The organism is Bradyrhizobium sp. WSM4874 (assembly GCF_055811835.1).
The window spans coordinates 27,302-45,642 of sequence record NZ_JBVVPR010000025.1; the positions used below are offsets into that span (position 1 = coordinate 27,302).

General features: G+C 64.0%; 17 protein-coding genes. 13 read left to right on the top strand and 4 right to left on the bottom strand.

The genetic code is table 11. The features are described from left to right. Positions 1–131 precede the first annotated feature (131 nt). From AC0L3P_RS24125 to AC0L3P_RS24135, 3 genes are all read left to right on the top strand, one after another. Positions 132–377, top strand: a complete 246-nt coding sequence (locus AC0L3P_RS24125; RefSeq protein ID WP_247431606.1) for a hypothetical protein — start codon at positions 132–134, stop codon at positions 375–377. Positions 378–414: 37 nt separating this feature from the next. After that, entirely contained in the window at positions 415–642 is a 228-nt protein-coding gene (locus AC0L3P_RS24130) for a hypothetical protein (RefSeq protein WP_007614124.1), read from the top strand. Positions 643–901: 259 nt separating this feature from the next. Continuing rightward, a complete protein-coding gene (locus tag AC0L3P_RS24135) occupies positions 902–1,177 on the top strand; it encodes a hypothetical protein (RefSeq protein ID WP_473305617.1) in 276 nt (91 codons plus the stop codon). 156 nt (positions 1,178–1,333) lie between these two features. Here AC0L3P_RS24135 and AC0L3P_RS24140 read toward each other — a convergent pair whose 3' ends face one another. Then, the gene (locus AC0L3P_RS24140) at positions 1,334–2,956 is read right to left on the bottom strand and encodes a hypothetical protein (RefSeq protein WP_473305621.1); all 1,623 of its coding nucleotides are present in this window, start codon (positions 2,954–2,956) and stop codon (positions 1,334–1,336) included. A 37-nt stretch (positions 2,957–2,993) separates the two neighbouring features. Continuing rightward, on the bottom strand, positions 2,994–4,286 hold the full coding sequence (locus AC0L3P_RS24145; RefSeq protein WP_473305624.1) for an adenylosuccinate synthase: 1,293 nt from the start codon (positions 4,284–4,286) through the stop codon (positions 2,994–2,996). 368 nt (positions 4,287–4,654) lie between these two features. On the opposite strand from AC0L3P_RS24145, the gene AC0L3P_RS24150 reads away from it, so the two are divergent. Next, positions 4,655–5,587, top strand: coding sequence for a DMT family transporter (locus tag AC0L3P_RS24150; RefSeq protein ID WP_473305627.1), 933 nt, complete (start codon positions 4,655–4,657; stop codon positions 5,585–5,587). A 51-nt stretch (positions 5,588–5,638) separates the two neighbouring features. On the opposite strand, the gene AC0L3P_RS24155 is transcribed toward AC0L3P_RS24150, so the two are convergent. After that, on the bottom strand, positions 5,639–6,028 hold the full coding sequence (locus AC0L3P_RS24155) for a DUF1330 domain-containing protein (protein WP_473305629.1): 390 nt from the start codon (positions 6,026–6,028) through the stop codon (positions 5,639–5,641). 105 nt (positions 6,029–6,133) lie between these two features. Between AC0L3P_RS24155 and AC0L3P_RS24160 the strand changes: the two genes are divergently transcribed. Then, entirely contained in the window at positions 6,134–7,069 is a 936-nt protein-coding gene (locus AC0L3P_RS24160; RefSeq protein WP_354101500.1) for a DMT family transporter, read from the top strand. Positions 7,070–7,166: 97 nt separating this feature from the next. Continuing rightward, positions 7,167–8,144: a Bug family tripartite tricarboxylate transporter substrate binding protein gene (locus AC0L3P_RS24165; protein WP_473305634.1), complete on the top strand. Its 978-nt coding sequence runs from the start codon at positions 7,167–7,169 to the stop codon at positions 8,142–8,144. A gap of 154 nt (positions 8,145–8,298) precedes the next feature. Here the strand turns inward: AC0L3P_RS24165 and AC0L3P_RS24170 are convergent, their stop codons facing one another. Beyond that, positions 8,299–9,984 carry a methyl-accepting chemotaxis protein gene (locus AC0L3P_RS24170; RefSeq protein WP_275169539.1) on the bottom strand — a complete coding sequence of 562 codons (1,686 nt, stop codon included), beginning with the start codon at positions 9,982–9,984 and terminating at the stop codon, positions 8,299–8,301. Positions 9,985–10,235: 251 nt separating this feature from the next. Here AC0L3P_RS24170 and AC0L3P_RS24175 point away from each other — a divergent pair, with 251 nt between their 5' ends. The 7 genes from AC0L3P_RS24175 to AC0L3P_RS24205 all read left to right on the top strand — a co-directional run bounded on the left by AC0L3P_RS24175 (position 10,236) and on the right by AC0L3P_RS24205 (position 18,311). Further along, positions 10,236–11,279: a C-terminal binding protein gene (locus tag AC0L3P_RS24175; protein ID WP_275169540.1), complete on the top strand. Its 1,044-nt coding sequence runs from the start codon at positions 10,236–10,238 to the stop codon at positions 11,277–11,279. 87 nt (positions 11,280–11,366) lie between these two features. Beyond that, a complete protein-coding gene (locus AC0L3P_RS24180) occupies positions 11,367–12,710 on the top strand; it encodes an ABC transporter substrate-binding protein (protein ID WP_473305638.1) in 1,344 nt (447 codons plus the stop codon). Between the two features lie 136 nt (positions 12,711–12,846). Further along, positions 12,847–13,803 carry a carbohydrate ABC transporter permease gene (locus tag AC0L3P_RS24185; RefSeq protein ID WP_473305640.1) on the top strand — a complete coding sequence of 319 codons (957 nt, stop codon included), beginning with the start codon at positions 12,847–12,849 and terminating at the stop codon, positions 13,801–13,803. Next, the gene (locus AC0L3P_RS24190; protein ID WP_106942023.1) at positions 13,796–14,692 is read left to right on the top strand and encodes a carbohydrate ABC transporter permease; all 897 of its coding nucleotides are present in this window, start codon (positions 13,796–13,798) and stop codon (positions 14,690–14,692) included. Before AC0L3P_RS24185 ends, AC0L3P_RS24190 begins: the two co-directional genes overlap by 8 nt. Before the next feature lie 133 nt (positions 14,693–14,825). Continuing rightward, positions 14,826–15,797 (top strand): MBL fold metallo-hydrolase, encoded by a 972-nt coding sequence (locus tag AC0L3P_RS24195; protein WP_473305644.1) that lies wholly within the window; start codon positions 14,826–14,828, stop codon positions 15,795–15,797. A gap of 50 nt (positions 15,798–15,847) precedes the next feature. Then, entirely contained in the window at positions 15,848–16,852 is a 1,005-nt protein-coding gene (locus AC0L3P_RS24200; protein WP_473305648.1) for an alpha/beta fold hydrolase, read from the top strand. 103 nt (positions 16,853–16,955) lie between these two features. Beyond that, positions 16,956–18,311: an esterase-like activity of phytase family protein gene (locus tag AC0L3P_RS24205; protein WP_473305650.1), complete on the top strand. Its 1,356-nt coding sequence runs from the start codon at positions 16,956–16,958 to the stop codon at positions 18,309–18,311. Positions 18,312–18,341: the final 30 nt, after the last annotated feature.

The following is an 18,341-nucleotide window of genomic DNA, read 5'->3' on the forward strand; positions in this document are numbered from 1 at the left end:
CCTTGGCCCCGTTTATAGCAGGGCCGCGGGAACCTTGAATAGCGGGGGGTGCGGCACTGCGTCGGGAACAAGCGGCACAGCGACGAGTTCAGACAGGACCTGAAACTCACCTGTCAGATTTGGAGCCGCCGATGTCCCGCAAACTGTTCTTCCTGGCGACGATCGCGCTGACGGCCGTGAGCGGCCTGTCGAACGCGCCCGCTCTCGCACAAGGCCATATGGGTTCGCCGCAGGAGCAGCAGGCCTGTTCGCGGGACGCCTCGCGCTTCTGCCGCAAGGACCTCGGCAATGACATGGCGGTGCAAGGCTGCTTGCAAGCCAACAGAGCCAAGCTGTCGCGCTCTTGCAGCAAGGTGTTTCAGAGCCACGGCATGTAAGGACCGGAACAATTCCCGGATAATGGAGAGTGAAGCCATGTTGCGCGACGAACAGCTCTCGATTCTCAGGGACATCAGCCAATCCATCGCCTTTGCCGACGACCGGCACGGCAAGATAGGCGAGCTGATCGCCGACGGTTACGTGATGAAGGACGGCGATCTGTTCGAGCTCACGGCAAAGGGCGTTACTGCTGTCGAGGAGCACGCAGCGCTTGGCGCAAGCGATGCGGAACAAGCGAGCGTGTCCTCCGATCGGTTGATCTGACCGCACGCGAGTCGCATTGTGCGTGACGTGCGCGCAACAATTGCGAATTCCTTTTTGCCCGCCATTGCAGCTGCGCGACAATGGCGCATACTTGATTCGGGCGGCGCAGCACTTTTCGATTCGAACATCACGAGAGATCGAGCGACCACATGCGGGATTGAGGTCCCGGCGTGAAGGCTGTGACATGCGGCAGATCAAGCCGCGTGCGGCGCCCCAAAACCAAGTGGCTCAACCCACGGAACTCGGGGACGCATTCCGCATGACACGCTACCAGACCATCGCAACTCTCTTCGCTGTCACAACCGCAGCCATCGCATTCCAGACATCGCCCGGCCTTTCCTTCTCGTCCGAAGCGCAGCAGATGTGCTCCGGCGATGCCATGCGGCTGTGCTCGAGTGAGATCCCTGACATCCCCAGGATCAGGGCCTGCATGGTGCAGAAAAAGGCTCAGGTCAGCCCGGGCTGTCGCGCCGTGATGGACCGCGAGCACGCGGCCGCGACAGGATCGCGCAAGCGGGAAGCTGCCGCGCAATAGGGCGCGTCCATGACGTCATTCCCGGCGCGCCAAGCGCGAGCCCGGAACCCATCGCGCAACGCGTGACTTGGAAAACGCGTGACTTGGGAAAATGCGTGACTTGGGAAAATGGATTCCGGGCTCGACGCTACGCGTCGCCCCGGAATGACGGAATGCCTAGTCGCCCCACTGCGCGAAGGCGTCGTTGAAGGCGCGCTCGCCGGGAGCGCCCTTCTCGATGGCGATGATGGCGCGGCGCTGGTTGGCGTAGACCAGGGGCACATCGAACCAGGAACGCTCCTTCAGGAGCTGGACGTTGCGGCTGCGGTCGGCGTCGACGTTGGAGAGGCCGACCAGGAAGAAGCCGTCGGTGACTTTGACCGCGAGGCCTGCGAGCGGCGTGCCGCGGGCCTGCTCGTTCGACTTCATCAGGATGCCCGGCACGTTGGCGACGCCGCCGCCCGGAAAGTCCGACGGCAGGACGAAGGTCAGCTCCGCGGTGTGGCTCGCCGGCAGCGAGGAGTCGGTGTTGCGGCGGAACGACATCGTCATCTTGAACTTGCGGTCGGGAATCTCGATGTCGGCGCGCACGGCGACGTCGGCCTTCTGGTTGCCCGACGCCTTGATCGGCTCGAGCCGCCACACCACCGAGCCGACATATTGCTTGCCCTTCGGATCGGATGGATCCTCGTCATAGAGCACGACCTTCTGCGCCACCGGCGCGACCGGCTGGTCGCTGGCCGAGGGCTGGCCGACGCGATCCGGGATCTTGGGCTTGCTCTGCGGCTGAGACGAATCCCTGGGCGCCTCCACCACCTGCGTCGGCGAAGACTTCAACAGGTTGGTCGCGGTCTGGACCAGCTGCTTGCCCCAGAGGATGCCGGCACCGACCAGGATCAGCACGATGCCGACGGCGATCGCGCTCTTGAACGGAAAGGCGCGGCCGGTGCGGGCGCGCTTCTTCTTCGTGTCGCGGTCGAGAACGGGGATGTGCGGACGTTGCGACGGCGGCTGCGACTGCGGCGCGTAGCGCTCGGCCTCCTCGATCGATTCGTCGTAGGAGTAGGGCGCGTCCGCCCCGGCGGCGCGATTCTCCAGGCTCGGCTCGAGCCGGTCGAATTCCGGCGAGGGCGAGGGCACGTTGGCGTACGTGCGGCGCGCGGCACGGTTGGCCTGCGCGGCGGCGCCGCCGAGATCGTTGGCATCGGCCGTGATGTCGCGGAAGCCGCGCACGCCCGGTGCCGGCGGCGGCGGCGGAGGTCCCATGTCGGGGGGACGGCGCCCACCGGCGCGATCACGTCCGGGCGGCGGAGGCTCCGGCATCGACGGCGGTGCCGACGGACCCGGCTGCCGCGGCGCGTCGAAACGCGGAGCCCGCGGCGCGCGTGGGGCGTCGCCCTGGTCATCGACGTTGAAGGAGGGCCGGTCGGCACGCGGCGGCGGCGGAGCCGGACGGGTGCGCGGCGGAGCAGTGGTTTGGGGCGCGGGCGCGTTGCCCTCGGTGGCGCGGGTGCTGGCGCGGCGGAAGGCATCGCCGCTGCCGCTGCTGCGCGCGCCGCCACCGGGGCGCGAGGCCTCGCGGGCACGCTGGGCAGCCTCTGATTCCACCTTGCGGACGGCCTCTTCCAGCGAGAGGCGCTCGCGGGTGATCTCGGATTCGGAGAGCGGCGGCTGCACGCTGCGGAGCTGCGCGATCAGCGCCGTACGCGCCCGCTCGTAGAGCGCGCGACGGCTCTCGCCGGGAGCGTTGGGGTCCAGGGCGGCAATAGCGCGGGCGATCAGCGGATAGTAATCAGCCATTTCTACTCAATTATACGCGCGTCCCGGTAAGAGATCGTTAAGCCTCAAACGGATTTTGTACCAGGATAGTATCCTCGCGTTCAGGGCTGGTGGAAAGCAGCGCGACCGGGCACCCCACCAATTCCTCGATGCGGCGGACATATTTGATCGCCTGGGCCGGCAGCTGGGCCCAGGACCGCGCATTGGCGGTCGGCTCCTTCCAGCCCTCGATCGTCTCGTAAATCGGCTCGACCCGGGCCTGTGCGCCCTCGCCCGCCGGGAAATGATCGATCTCCTTGCCGTCCAGCTTGTAGCCGGTGCAGACCTCGATCGTGTCGAAGCCGTCGAGAATGTCGAGCTTGGTCAGCGCCAGACCGTTGATGCCGCAGGTCCGGACCGCCTGGCGAACCAGAACCGCATCGAACCAGCCGCAGCGGCGCGGACGCCCGGTATTGGTGCCGAACTCGCGGCCGCGTTCGCCGATCTTGCGGCCGGTCTCGTTGTCCTGCTCGGTCGGGAACGGGCCCTGGCCGACGCGGGTCGTGTAGGCCTTGCAGAGGCCGAGCACATAGCCGACCGCGGCGGGGCCGAGGCCCGAGCCGGTCGCGGCCTGCGCCGCCACCGTGTTGGACGAGGTGACGTAAGGGTAGGTGCCGTGATCGACGTCGAGCAGCGCGCCCTGCGCGCCCTCGAACAGCATACGCTTGCCCTCGCGCCGCTTGATGTCGAGCAGCCGCCACACAGTCTCGGCATAGGGCAGGAGCTGCGGCGCGAGCGCAGTCAATTCCTTCAGGATCTCCTTGCCGTCGAACTCCGGCAGGCCGAGGCCGCGGCGCAATGCGTTGTGATGCGCCAGCAGCCGGTCGATCTTGTGCGGCAGCGTGTCGAGATCGGCGAGGTCCATCAAGCGGATGGCGCGGCGGCCGACCTTGTCCTCGTAGGCCGGGCCGATGCCGCGGCGGGTGGTGCCGATCGCGGTCGCCGCATTGGCGGATTCGCGATGCGCGTCGAGTTCGCGATGCAGCGGCAGGATCAGGGTGACGTTCTCGGCGACCCGCAGATTGTCCGGGCTGACCGCGACGCCCTGCGACCGCAGCTTGGTAACCTCGTCGAGGAAGGCGGTGGGATCGAACACGACGCCGTTGCCGATCACCGACAGCTTCTGCTCGCGCAGCACGCCCGAGGGCAGCAGCGCCAGCTTGTAGGTCTTGCCGTTGATCACCAGCGTGTGGCCGGCGTTATGGCCGCCCTGGAAACGGACGACGATGTCCGCCTGCTCCGACAACCAGTCGACGATCTTGCCCTTTCCTTCGTCGCCCCACTGGGCGCCGACGACGACAACATTGGCCATTCGCGGGTAATCCCTATGCAATCTGTTAGATGCGCCCAGCCCAATCACGGCCGGGGCCGCTCGAACGCGAGGCAGCCAACCGGATAAAGGATGCAGCCTCTGTAAGCAAGCAAGAACGGGGCCTTTTTGGGGCCGCGAGCGCGCTCCAAGCCTTTGATATCCCCGGAAAATTCAGAACCCTTCGCGACAAGCGCAATGGCTTCGACCAAAGCGTGAGAGGCTGCTTCCACCGCTGCATGGTCGCGATGCATCCGGCCCCCGTTGATGCAACCTCGATTTCCGTGTCTTTGAGGGAGCCGGGTTACGAGCCGGCCCGGGTGCCGCCGGGCCGGAGGCTTGGCGCATGACGCGGGGCCACAACAATCACAATGTCCGCCACCGGCCAGACCACGAACACGGAAACATCCGGCCACAACTGGATCGCCAACCAGCCTTATCTGCTGCTCAGCATCACCGCGCTGTGCTGGGCCGGCAATGCCATCGTCGGACGGCTCGCCGCCGGCCACATCCCGCCGGTGACGCTGTCGTTCCTGCGCTGGTTCTTTGCCTTCCTGCTGGTGCTGCCGTTCGCCTGGAAACACCTTGCGCAGGACTGGCCCGCGATCCGCGGCAAGCTCGGCCTGATGGTCACGCTCTCGATCACCGGCATCGGTGCCTTCAACACGCTGCAATATTGGGCGCTCGAGCATACGCAGGCGCTCAACACTCTCCTCTTGCAATCCGCCGCGCCGCTGGTCGTGGCGCTGTGGTCGCTCGCCATCCTCGGTGTCAGGCTCACCGCGGCGCAGGCCTTCGGCGTGCTGCTGTCGATGTGCGGCGTGCTGATCATTCTGCTGCATGGCGATTTCACCACGCTGTCGAACATCGATTTCAACAAGGGCGACCTCATCTTCGTCGTCGCGCTGATCATCTTCGCGCTCTATTCGGTGCTGACCTTGAAGCGGCCGCCGATGCACGGCCTGTCGTTCCTCGCCTTCACCTTCGGCTGCGGTGCTGCCTGTCTCATTCCACTGGAGATCTGGGAGTTGTCCGCGCGCCCCGTGATGAAGCTCGACGGGCCGAACCTCCTGACCCTGTTCTATGTCGCGGTGCTCCCCTCGACGCTCGCCTATCTCTGCTTCAATCGCGGTGTCCGCCTGATCGGCGCCAACCGCGCCGCGCCGTTCTTCCATGTCGTGCCGGTGTTCGGCTCCATCATGGCAATGGCGTTTCTCGGCGAGCACCCGCAGGCGTTCCACTTCATCGGCTTCGCGCTGGTGCTGGCCGGCGTGTTCGTGGCGTCACGGAAGCAGGCGGCATAGGTCCTCCTTCTCCGCCGTAGGAGAGGGAAAAGCGCGGCGCGGCAGCGAGGGCTATTTCGTCTTGAACTTGCTGTACGCTTCGTTCGTCGCAATGATGACGTGCTCGGCGCAGGCGTTGACGCGATGCGGATCGGCCTCGGTCTCATAGGCCTCCGACGTCATCATGTCGACGAAAGCCGCAACCGTGGGATAATAGACCAGCGCCGCGAAATCCCAGTTGTTGCCCTGCTGCGGGCCGAGCGCGACCGCCTTGGCCTCGCCAGTCCAGAGCAGCGTGCCGCCGCGCGCCTTGATCATCGGCACTGTGACCGCACTGTAGCGCAAATAGGCGTCCCAGCCGGAACCGTCGCCGTCGCCCGAGCGCGCGTGGAAGCGCATCAGGTTCAGCATCACCACCGGTGCATGCCGATCGAGCCGCTCCAGGCCATCGATGTTCAACATATTAACCGCCAATGCCGCCTCCTCTGGCCATGCCTGCATTGTAGCATTGCGGCCGCGTGACTTGTGTCACGACGTACATCCGGCGCAAGCTTGTAACCAACGCCAATGACGATCGCTTCGCCCGCGCCACCGGCCTCCAATCCGGCCAGTTGGCTCAACAACCAGCCTTATCTGCTGCTTAGCCTGAGCTCACTGTTCTGGGCCGGCAACATCGTGCTCGCGCGTCACGTCGGTGCGCATGTGCCGCCGCTGACGGTGACCACGATCCGATGGTTCGGCGTGTTCCTGATCCTCCTGCCCTTCGCCTGGCCGCACCTGAAGCGCGATTGGCCGAATCTGCGCAAGAGCCTGCCCCTGATGCTGTTCCTGTCGCTGGTGGGCTTTGCCTTCAACAACGCGATCTCGTACTGGGCGATGCAGTACACGGAGGCGCTGAACGCGCTGCTGATCCAGTCGGCGGGACCGCTGTTCGTGGCGCTGTGGTCACTGGTGCTGTTCGGCGTGCGGCTGACCGGTGCGCAGCTCGCCGGCATCGCGATCTCGCTTCTCGGCGTGCTGATCATCATCCTGCGCGGCGATCTCGCCGCGCTCGCGAGCATCAGCTTCAACAGGGGTGACATCATGTTCGCCTCCTCGCTGGTGGCGTTCGGGATCTACTCCGCCTTCATCCCGCGGCGTCCGAAGATCCACCAACTCTCCTTTCTCTCCTTCACCACCTGCTGCGGCGCGACGATGCTGCTGCCGACGGCGATCTGGGAGGCCTGGAGCGGCCGCGTCCTGCAACTCGACGGGATGACGCTGGCGACGCTGGGCTACATCCTGATCTTTCCCTCGACGCTGGCCTATCTGTTCTTCAACCGGGGCGTGGCGCTGATCGGCCCGAACCGCGCCGCGCCGTTCTTCCATCTGGTGCCGGTGTTCGGCTCGGCGATGGCGATCCTGCTGCTCGGCGAAAAGATCCAGCCATTCCACCTGATCGGCTACCTGCTGGTGCTCGCCGGCGTCGTGATCGCCTCGCGCCAGGGGTCCGCGGTGAAGTAATTCCGCGCCGCGAGACGAGGCGACAAACTCGCGCCTTCCGATTTCGACGAGGAGACGCTAGGTTCCCCGCCAACGAAAAAAGAGGGAACGACCAGACATGCTTTCAGCGTTGATCCGAAACCTGCGTGCCATCGGCACGGCCGCCGTTTGTCTCGCCGCCGCATCCGCTGCGCAGGCCGACAACTATCCGAGCCGCAACATCACGCTGGTGCTGCCGTTCGCGGCCGGCAGCGGCACCGACACCACGACGCGGCTGATCTCGCAGCATTTGTCGCAGGCCCTCGGCGTCGGCATCGTCATCGAGAACAAGGCGGGCGCCAACGGCATGATCGCCGCCACCTATGTCGCGCGCGCCGCGCCCGACGGCTACACGCTGCTGGTGACCACCAACACCACGCATTCGGCCAATCCCTATCTGCTCAAAAGCCTGACCTACGATCCAGTCAAGGACTTCACCCCGATCGCGCGCACTGGCGACCTGCCCTTCATGCTGGTGATCCACCCGGAGGTGCCGGCCAAGACCGTCGGCGAACTCATCGCCTATGGCAAGGCCAATCCGGGCAAGCTGAGCTACGCCTCGGGCTCATCCTCGGCGATCGTGTCGGGGGCGACCTTTGCGCACAATGCCGGGCTCGACCTTCTGCACGTGCCCTACAAGAGCTCACCGCCGGCGCTCAACGACGTCATGGGCGGCCGCGTCTCGATGATGTTCGTGGACATCCTGACCGGCCTGCCGCATGTCCAGGGCAACGCGCTACGCGCGCTCGCCGTCACGACAAAGGACCGCTCGCCGCTGGTGCCGAACCTGCCCTCGATGCAGGAGGCCGGCGTGCGGGACTTCGACATCTCGTCGTGGCAGGGCTATTTCGGACCCGCCGGCATGCCCAAGGAGATCGTGACGCGGCTCAATGCCGAGATCCGGAAGATCATCGAGCAGCCGGAGATCAAGGCCAAGCTCGCCACCCTCGGCATGGACGCGTTTTCGGGCACGCCCGAGCAGCTCGGCACGTTCGTGAACGAACAGCTGGTGTTGTGGGAGAAGCTGATCCGGGAGGCGGGGATCGAGAAGCAGTAGGCGCTCGCGAAGCTGCGCGCTCCGCATTTTCCGTCATGGCCGGGCTTGTCCCGGCCATCCACGCCTATCGACGCGTACGGTGTCCCAGAACGTGGATGCCCGGGACAAGCCCGGGCATGACGATGGAGTAGATGGATCGCTCTGGTGTGGCGGCTTACGCCGCGCGCATCTTGGCGAGGAAGCCGTCGACTGCGCTGCGCAGCGCGCCGGACTGGCTGTCGAGCTCGCGGGCATTGGTGAGCACGTCGCTTGCCGCCGTGCCGGTGGCTTCCGCAGCCGAGGTGACGCTGCCGATATTGGCATTGATCTCGCTCGAGCCGGCGGCGACCGACTGGATGTTGCGGGCGATCTCGCGGGTGGCCTCGCCCTGCTGCTCGATCGACGCGGAAATACCCGCGGTGATCTCGCTCATCTCGGCGATGGTCTGGGTGATGCCGCCGATGGCGGCGACCGCATCGCTGGTCGAGGTCTGCATCGCCGCGACCTGGGCGGAGATTTCCTCGGTCGCCTTGGCGGTCTGGTTGGCAAGCGCCTTGACTTCGGAAGCGACGACGGCGAAGCCGCGGCCGGATTCACCGGCACGCGCCGCCTCGATGGTGGCGTTGAGGGCGAGCAGATTGGTCTGTGCCGCGATGGAGTGGATCAGCTTGACCACTTCGCCGATCTTCTCGGCGCCGGTGGAGAGTTCCTGCACCGTGGCATTGGTGCGCTCGGCGTCGTTGACGGCACGGCTCGCCACTTCGGTCGAGCGGGTGACCTGGCGCGAGATTTCCGCAACCGAGCTCGACAGCTCTTCGGCCGCCGCGGCAACCGTGCCGACATTGCCCGACGCTCTCTGCGAGGCCGCGCCGACGGTCGCCGCACGGGAAGAGGCGTCGCTAGCGGTCGCGGTCATGGATTGCGCAGTGGCTTGCATGCCCGTTGCGGCCGAGGAGACCGATCGGACGATGCCGTTGACGCTGCGTTCGAATTCGCTGGCGATGCCCTCCATCGCGCTGCGACGCTCCTCCGCGACACGATCCTTCGCATCGGCTTCGGTCCTCTCGAGGTCGCGAATGCGCAGTGCGTTGTCCTTGAATATCTGGACGGTCGACGCCATTGCGCCGACTTCGTCGCCACGGCCCACGCCGGGAATGTCGCCCTCGAGCTTGCCCTCGGCGAGATCCTTCATGCGGGCGCCGAGCAGCGCCAAGGGACGGCTGATGCTGCGGCCGAGCAGCCAGGCGACGCTTCCGGCGACGATGACGATACCGAACATGGCGAGACCGAGCAGCCAGTAGACCGGGCCCATCTTTGCGTCGATGTCGTCGAGATAGGCGCCGGTGCCGAGATACATCTCGAGTTCGGGGACGGCCACAGCGTAGCCCATCTTCCGGATCAAGCCTTCCTGGCCCGGTTTCGCGTATTCATAGGTCAAAAGGATTGAACCGTTAGCCTTCGCGCCGTTCATCAGCTCCAAGGACAGTTTGCGGCCATTGGTCAGAACCTCCATGCGGTTGGTGCCGATCTGCTTTGGATCTGGCGCCAGCTGCGTGATACCGTCATAGGACGTCCCGAATAGATAGCCGGCGCCTTTGTCATAGGTCATCGCGTTGCCGTAGCGGCGAAGATCAGCCATCGCGGCATCCTTCGTCATCTCGCCCGCATCCACCCGCTTCTTCAGCGCCACCGCATAGTTGCGGCCCATGTCGACGATGGCCTTGGCCTGCTCGATACGCGCGTTCACCATCTCCTGCTTCATCAAATAGCCGGCCAGAAATCCGGAGATGCACAGGCCGAACAAGGTGACGCCGACGAGAATGCCGAGCTTGGGGGCGATCTTCAGATTGCTCAATTTCACGGGATGCTCCGGCAACAAAGGGATAAGGACGCGCGAGGGAATCGATCGCAATTGAATCAACTTTTAGTGGCGAGCCCTTAGCAACCTGTTACGGAGCGCCCCGTAAAAGCCCGGAGGAAACGTCGGCGCCGTCGCACAAATCGCCGCCACGGCAACCGCCGATTGTACGCAACCGCCCCGATTTCGCGTAAAAGACGCAAAGGCCCGCGCAAAGTCCGGGTCACAACAAGAAACCAAATCGGGAGCAGGATATGCCGAAATACAGGGTGGTGACGCCGAAGGGCGCGAGCTTCACGGTCGCGAGCAGCGATTATTCCTACGAGCGCGAAGCGCTCGATCCGATCGACGCCGAGATCGTCGAGGCGCCGGCCGACGAGGCCGGGTTCATCGCCGCCGCGAAGACAGCGGACGCCATCTACGCCAAGGGCATCCCGATCACCAGGACCATCATCGACGCGCTTGAGAGCTGCAAGGTCATTACGCTCGGCTCGGTCGGCGTCGACAGCGTCGACATCAAGGCCGCAACCGCGCGCGGCATTCCCGTCACCAACATCCCCGACACCTTCATCGAGGAGGTCGCCGACCATGCCATGATGCTGCTGCTCGCGGGCTTCCGCCGGCTGGTCGAGCAGGACCGGATGGTACGCAGCGGCCGCTGGGCCGAAGGCCGGCCGGCGCTGTCGAAGATTCCGCGGCTGATGGGCCAGACGCTCGGCTTCATCTCGTTCGGCCGCGTCGCGCGTGCAGTTGCGAAACGCGCAGCTCCCTTCGGCCTGCGGATGATGGCCTACGATCCCTTCATCCAGGAAACGCTGATGTCCGACCACGGCGTGATTCCGGCGACGCTGAACGAGGTGTTGTCGCAATCCGACTTCCTCTCGATGCACGCCCCCGCCCGGCCCGAGGTGCATCACATGCTCACCGAGAAGCACTTCCGGCAGATGAAGAAGGGCTCGGTCTTCATCAACACCGGCCGCGGCGCCACCGTGGACGAGGAAAGCCTGATCAAGGCGCTTCAGGAGGGCTGGATCGCCCATGCCGCCCTCGACGTGCTGGAGAAAGAGCCGCCCTCGCACAACAATCCGCTGCTCGGCATGGAAAACGTCACCCTGACCGCCCATGTCGCCTCCGCCTCGGCACGGTTTGACGAGGCGCGCAAGCGCCGGGTGGGCTACGAATTGTCACTGGTGCTTCAGGGCATGTGGCCGGTAAGCTGCGTCAATCCGTCGGTGCTGCAAGACACCGCGCTCCGCCGCTGGCAGCCTGTCAGCATGGACCGCGGCCCGAACAGCTAGGCGGGCGGCCGCGAAGGCGCGCCGGCAACCGGAAAGACCCTTCACCGGCGACCAACGCCGGGAAGGGAAACATATAGGGAGGAACCGATGAGGAACGACATCACACGTCGTGATGCCTTGGCGCTGGGCCTGTCCGCTGCGGCAATCGCGGCAACCGGTGCTCCGGCAAATGCGCAATCCGCGATCAAGGCCGCGGACGTCCCCACACCGAAACTGCCGATCGAGAAAGGCGCATCCCTGCGCATGCTGCGACCGGTACGCTTCGTCCAGGCCGACGAGGATGTGTTCCGCGCCAATGCGGCAAAATTCACCAAGGAGACCGGCGTCGAGGTCAAGATTGATTTCGTCGGCTGGGAGGACATCAACCAGCAGACCGCGGTGACCTCGAATTCCGGCGCCGGTCCCGACATCATCATCGGCTTCTCCGATGCGCCGCACATCTATGTCGACAAGCTGGTCGAGCTGACCGACGTCGCCGATTATCTCGGCAAACGGTACGGCGGCTGGCTGCCGCTGGCGCAGCGCTACGGCAAGAAGAACAAGAGCCCCATTTGGATCGGGCTGCCGTTCGGAGCCACCGCGGGCCCCGTGATCTACCGCAAGTCGATCCTGCAATCGGTCGGCTTCGACAAGGTGCCGGAAGACCATGCCGGAATCCTCGACCTGTGCCAGAAGCTCCAGAAGGCCGGCAAGCCGGCGGGCTTCGCGCTCGGCAACGCCAAAGGAGACGGCAACGGGTTCGCAAGTTGGGCGCTATGGTCGCACAACGCGGCCCTGCTCGACGAAGAGGGCAACGTCGTCATCAACAGCAAGGAGACCATCGCCGCGCTGAACTGGGTCAAGCAGCTCTACCCGACGTTCATCGCCGGCACGACGTCCTGGAATGACGTCAGCAACAACCGCGCCTACGCCGCGCAGGAGATCGCGCTGACCGCCAACGGCGTCTCGCTGTATTTCTCGCTGAAGAACGATCCGGCGACCAAGGCGATCGCCGACGACAGCGAGCATCAGTTGCTGCCGAAGGGCTTGGCCAAGGTCTCTCCGATGGCGGGCCTGACGCTGAACGCCATGGTGTTCAAGCACAGCCAGTACCCCAACGCCGCAAAGGCCTTCCTGCAATACATGCTCGAAAAGGACCAGTACGAGCCGTGGCTCAACGCCAATTCCGGCTACTGGTCCCAGCCGCTGGCCGCCTATGCCGAGGCCTCGGTGTGGTCGCAGGATCCCAAGGTGCAGCTGTTCAAGAACACCATGAACAGCACCTATTACGACGGTTACGCGGGCCCGATCTCGACTGCGACCGGTGCCGTGAGCGCCGACTACGTGCTGATCCAGATGTTCGCATCCGTCGCGACCGGCGCTGCCACGCCGGAAGCCGCGGCCGCGGAAGCCGAGCAGCGCTGCAAGCGGTACTTCCGGCGGCAGAAGTAACGCTGCACAGAAGCACGTCATTGCGAGCGAAGCGAAGCAATCCAGCCTGTTCCCGCGGTCACAGCCTGGATTGCTTCGTCGCTTCGCTCCTCGCAATGACGGGCGTGGTGACTTCCAGAGACGGGACAACAAACCGATGTCCGTGACCACACTTCCCACTCTCGCCCTCGCACAGCGGCAGCCGTCCTGGCTGGTGCGCCTGTTCGACTACAAGCCGTTCCTGATCGTGATGTGCCTCGCACCCGCGATCGGGCTGCTCACGGTGTTCCTGACCTATCCGCTCGGCCTCGGCATCTGGCTCGCCTTCACCGACACCACGATCGGCAGGAAAGGCGTCTTCGTCGGCTTCGAGAATTTCCAGTATCTGCTCACCGATTCCCTGTGGTGGAACGCGGTGTTCTACAGCGTGGTCTACACAGGGATCGCGACCTTCGGGAAGTTCGCGCTGGGCTTCTGGCTCGCACTGCTGCTCAACAACCATTTTCCGTTCAAGAGCCTGTTGCGTGCGATCATCCTGATGCCATGGATCGTGCCGACGGTGCTCTCGGCGCTGGCGTTCTGGTGGATCTACGATCCGCAGTTCTCGATCATCTCCTACCTTCTGGTCGACGTGCTGCACTGGCGCACCACCAATATCGACTTCCTCGGCTCGCCCTGGCCGGCGCGCTTCTCGCTGATCGCCGCCAATATCTGGCGCGGCATTCCCTTCGTCGCGATCTCGCTGCTGGCGGGCCTGCAGACCATTTCGCCCTCGCTTTACGAGGCCGCGATGCTCGATGGCGCCAGCGCCTGGCAGCGGTTCCGCTACATCACCTTCCCGATGATGATGCCGATCCTCGCCATCGTCATGACCTTCTCGATCATCTTCACTTTCACCGACTTCCAGCTCGTTTACGCCATCACCCGCGGCGGCCCCGGCAACTCGACCCATTTGCTGGCAACCCTGGCCTTCCAGCGCGGCATTGCCGGTGGCGAGCTCGGCGAGGGCGCGGCGATCGCGGTGTCGATGATCCCGTTCCTCGTGTTCGCGACGCTGTTCTCTTATTTCGGCCTGGCGCGCCGCAAATGGCAGCAGGGAGAGAGCAATGACTGATACCGCCGCCCAACCGGCCGCCGTCGCCACCACACCCCCGGACACCATGGCCTGGGATTCCGGGTTGCGGCGGCTGATGATGATCTATCTGCCGCTCGGCTGCTTCGTGCTGATCCTCCTGTTTCCGTTCTACTGGATGACGATCACGTCATTCAAGCCGAACGCAGAGCTGATGAACTACAAGGAGCACAATCCGTTCTGGATTTCCTCGCCGACGCTGGCGCACATCAAGCACCTCTTGTTCAATACCGCCTATCCGCGCTGGCTATGGACGACGATGCTGGTCGCGATCGGCTCGACCACGCTGTCGCTGATCGCGAGCACGCTTGCCGCCTACGCGATCGAACGCCTGCGCTTCCGCGGCAGCCCCTATGTCGGCCTCGGCATTTATCTTGCCTATCTCGTGCCGCCATCGATCCTGTTCATTCCCCTCGCAACCGTGGTCGTGCAGTTCGGCCTGTTCGACAGCCCGCTCGCCCTGATCCTGGTCTATCCGACCTTCCTGGTGCCGTTCTGCACCTGGCTCCTGATCGGCTATTTCAAGTCGATTCCCTACGAGCTCGAGGAATGCGCGCTGGTGGACGGCGCCACACGGCTCCAGATCCTGCGCCGGATCACGCTGCCGCTGGCGGTGCCCGGCCTGATCTCGGCCGGCATCTTCTCCTTCACGCTGTCCTGGAACGAGTTCATCTACGCGCTCGCCTTCATCCAGAGCGGCGCCAACAAGACGGTGCCGGTCGCGATCCTGACCGAGCTCGTCACCGGCGATGTCTACCAGTGGGGGGCGCTGATGGCGGGATCGCTGCTCGGCTCGCTGCCGGTTGCGATCTTCTACTCGCTGTTCGTCGACTACTACGTGTCGTCGCTGACGGGGGCGGTAAAGGAGTAACTCGCGGCTGCGCGCAAGCGCAGTCGATCGTGCTATCGTGATAGACTGCTTGCTGCATTGGCCCCACCCTCCATCGTGACAGCGGGGTCGATCATTGGCGCCGTCGATTGTCGCTCGAGAAAGCGAGAATTGCATGCGTTCGCCAAAGCTCCCGTCGTTATCTCGACGCGGTTTCTGCCTGTGTTGCGTCGGCGCCGCCGCGTCCGCCGCCGCTTCGGGATGGCTCAGCCCCAGGCAAGCCTACGCAGAAGCGCGAGGCATCGTCAGCCTGATCAAGGACAGTGCTGCGGTATCGCCGATTGTCACGCACAAGCTCCGAAACAACATCACCGTACTGGAAGGCTCCGGCGGCAACATTGCCGTGCTGACCGGGCCCGACGGCAAAGTGCTGATCGATGCGGGCATCCGCGCCTCACGTCCCCAGCTCACCAAAGCGCTGGCTGATCTGGGCGCCGATCCAGTCACCCATCTCGTCAACACCCACTGGCATTTCGATCATGCCGATGGCAACGAATGGCTGCATGCAGCCGGCGCCAAAATCATTGCGCAGGAAAACACCCGCAAACACCTTGCCGAAGTGCAGCGGGTCGAGGACTGGGACTACAATTTCCTTCCGCTCGGCGCGGGCGGAATCCCCAGCGAAGTCTTTGCCCACAGCCGCGAGCTTAAGCTCAACGGAAGCTCGATCGGCCTGAAGTATTACGGGCCCGCGCACACCGACAGCGATATCTCCGTCACCTTCGCGGAAGCCAACATCGTTCACGTCGCCGACATGTTCTGGAACGGCATCTATCCGTTCATCGACTATTCGACCGGCGGCAGCATCGACGGGATGATCGCTGCATGCGACGCCAATCTCGCGGCGATGGACAAGGACACGATCGTCATCGCCGGGCATGGCAAACCCGTCGGCAACAAAGCCGAGTTCCAGGCCTTTCGCGATATGCTCGTCGGGATTCGCGACAACGTCGCTCGCCTCAAGAAGCAGGGACGAACGCGGGATGAAACCGTTGCGGCGAAGCCGACAGCGGCGTTCGACGCGATATGGGGGCAGTTCGTGATCGATCCCGGCTTCTTCACCCGGCTGGTCTATCAGGGCGTTTGAAAAACGCCTCGCGGCCATCGGCGAACTCATCGTTTTGAAAGGACATTGACATGAAAACCGCGGAGACCACACGCAAGCCATCGCTCCTCGATCGTCGCCGTCTCGTTCTTGGGTTGTCCGGAGCGGCTGTCGCATTTTCTTCGACGGCAGCATCCGCGAAGCCGGAGCGCGACGCACACACCGCCAGTGCCTATCCGGTCACCTATCATCGAACCGCGACCGTCGACGGGATCAAGATCTTCTACCGCGAGGCGGGTCCAAAGGACGCCCCGGTTGTGCTGTTGCTGCACGGCTTCCCGACCTCCTCTTACATGTTCCGCAACCTGATCCCGGCACTGGCCGACAGGTACCACTTGATCGCTCCCGACTATCCTGGATATGGCCAGAGCGAGATGCCACCGCGCGCGACATTCAAGTACACGTTCGATCGTTTCGGCGAGCTTGTCGGCGGCCTGCTCGACCAGCTCGGCGTCACCCGTTATGCGATGTATGTCATGGATTACGGAGCTCCCGTGGGCTGGCGCCTCGCGCTCAAGAATCCAGAGCGCATCAGCGGCCTGATCGTGCAGAACGGCAACGCCTATGATGAAGGACTGAAGGAGTTCTGGAATCCGATCAAGCAATACTGGGCCGACGGATCCGATGCCAGTCGGCAGGCATTGATGAAGCTGGTCACGCTGGAAACGACGAAATTCCAGTACACCGACGGCATGTCCGACGTCAGCCGGATTTCACCCGACAACTGGGTGCAGGATCAGGCGCTGCTCGACCGTCCCGGCAACAGCGAAATCCAGATGGACCTGTTCTACGACTATCGGACCAATTTGCCGCTGTATCCCGCGGTACAGGCCTATTTCCGCAAGCACAAGCCGCCGACACTGATCGTCTGGGGCAAGAACGATTTCATCTTCCCGGCCGATGGCGCCCATCCCTACAAACGCGACCTGCCCCAGGTGGAATTTCACCTCATCAACACCGGCCATTTCGCGCTCGAGGACAAGTTCGACGAAATGGTCCCGCTGATCCGCGGCTTCCTCTCCCGCAAGATCGCCTGATCATTCCGGAAGAAAATAACGGTCGGCTGCGGCGTTTGGCCCGGCTTCACAAAACTGCAATGCGCGGTCCGCATAAGACGGTCTCCGTTAACAGGAGACGCACATGCGCGCGACTTTTCTTGGCACCGTCGCAACGATCATTCTCACCGCGAGCTCCGCGCTCGCGCAGAGCGAAGGTGAATTCCCCGCCAAGCTCGCCGGCCACGTGGTGATGCCGGCTGCCACGTTCATCGACGCGCCGGCAGACGCGCCCGCCGATCTCAAGACGTCCGGCAAATACACCACCGGCAAGCGGGTCGACGCGCTCGGCACGGTGATGGGCAAGTCCTATGAGCGGGCGACCGGCGTGTCGCTGCCGTTCAAGGGCCAGCCGTTGCAAGGCCATTCCGGCATCAAGTCGATGGGCGACGGCACCTTCTGGGTCATCATCGACAATGGCATGGGCGCGCGCGCCAATTCACCGGATTCGATGCTGTACCTCAACCGCTACAAGATGGATTGGGCTGGCGGCAAGATCGAGCGGCTGGAGACCGTGTTCCTGCACGATCCCGACAGACGCGTGCCGTTCCGCATCGTCCATGAAGACACCGAGAGGCGCTATCTCACCGGCTCCGATTTCGACACCGAAGGTTTTCAGATTATCGGTGACACCTTCTGGATCGGCGACGAGTTCGGCCCCTACATCCTGAAGGCCGACAAGACCGGCAAGATTCTCGGGCTGTTCGAGACGGTCGCCGACAGCAAGCCGGTGCGCTCGCCGGATCATTGGGCGGTGGCGACCCCGGCCGCGCCGGGCGCAACCTACAGCAACGTCAACGTCCGACGCTCCAAGGGTTATGAGGGCTTCGCCTCCTCGAAGGACGGCAAGTTTCTCTACGGCCTGCTCGAGGGCCCGCTGTGGGATGCCGAGAAGAAGGACTGGGAGAAAGTCGACGGCAAGGAAGCCTCGCGCATCCTCGAATTCGACGTCGTCGCGGAGAAGTTCACCGGCCGCTATTGGCAGTATGTGTTCGAGCAGAACGGCAACGCCATCGGCGACTTCAACATGATCGACCCGAGCGCCGGCCTCATCATCGAGCGCGACAACGGCGAAGGCACGCCCGACAAGGCCTGCCCTCAGGGGACCCGCGGCGAGAACTGCTTCCCTGACGTGGCCAAGTTCAAGCGCGTCTACAAGATCGAGCTCACGGAGGCCAATGTCGGCAAGCCCGTGCGCAAGATCGGCTATATCGACCTCCTGAAGATCAGGGATCCCGACAAGAAGGCGAAGAAGCCGCTCAATGACGGCGTCTACACCTTCCCGTTCTTCACCATCGAGAACGTCGATCGTGTCGATGAAACCCACATCATCGTCGGCAACGACAACAATCTGCCGTTCTCGTCCAGCCGCGATCCCAACAAGGCCGACGACGACGAGTTCATGCTGCTCGAGGTCGCGGATTTTCTGAAGGCGAAATAAGCTGACGCTCTCTCAACGCGTGTCATGCCC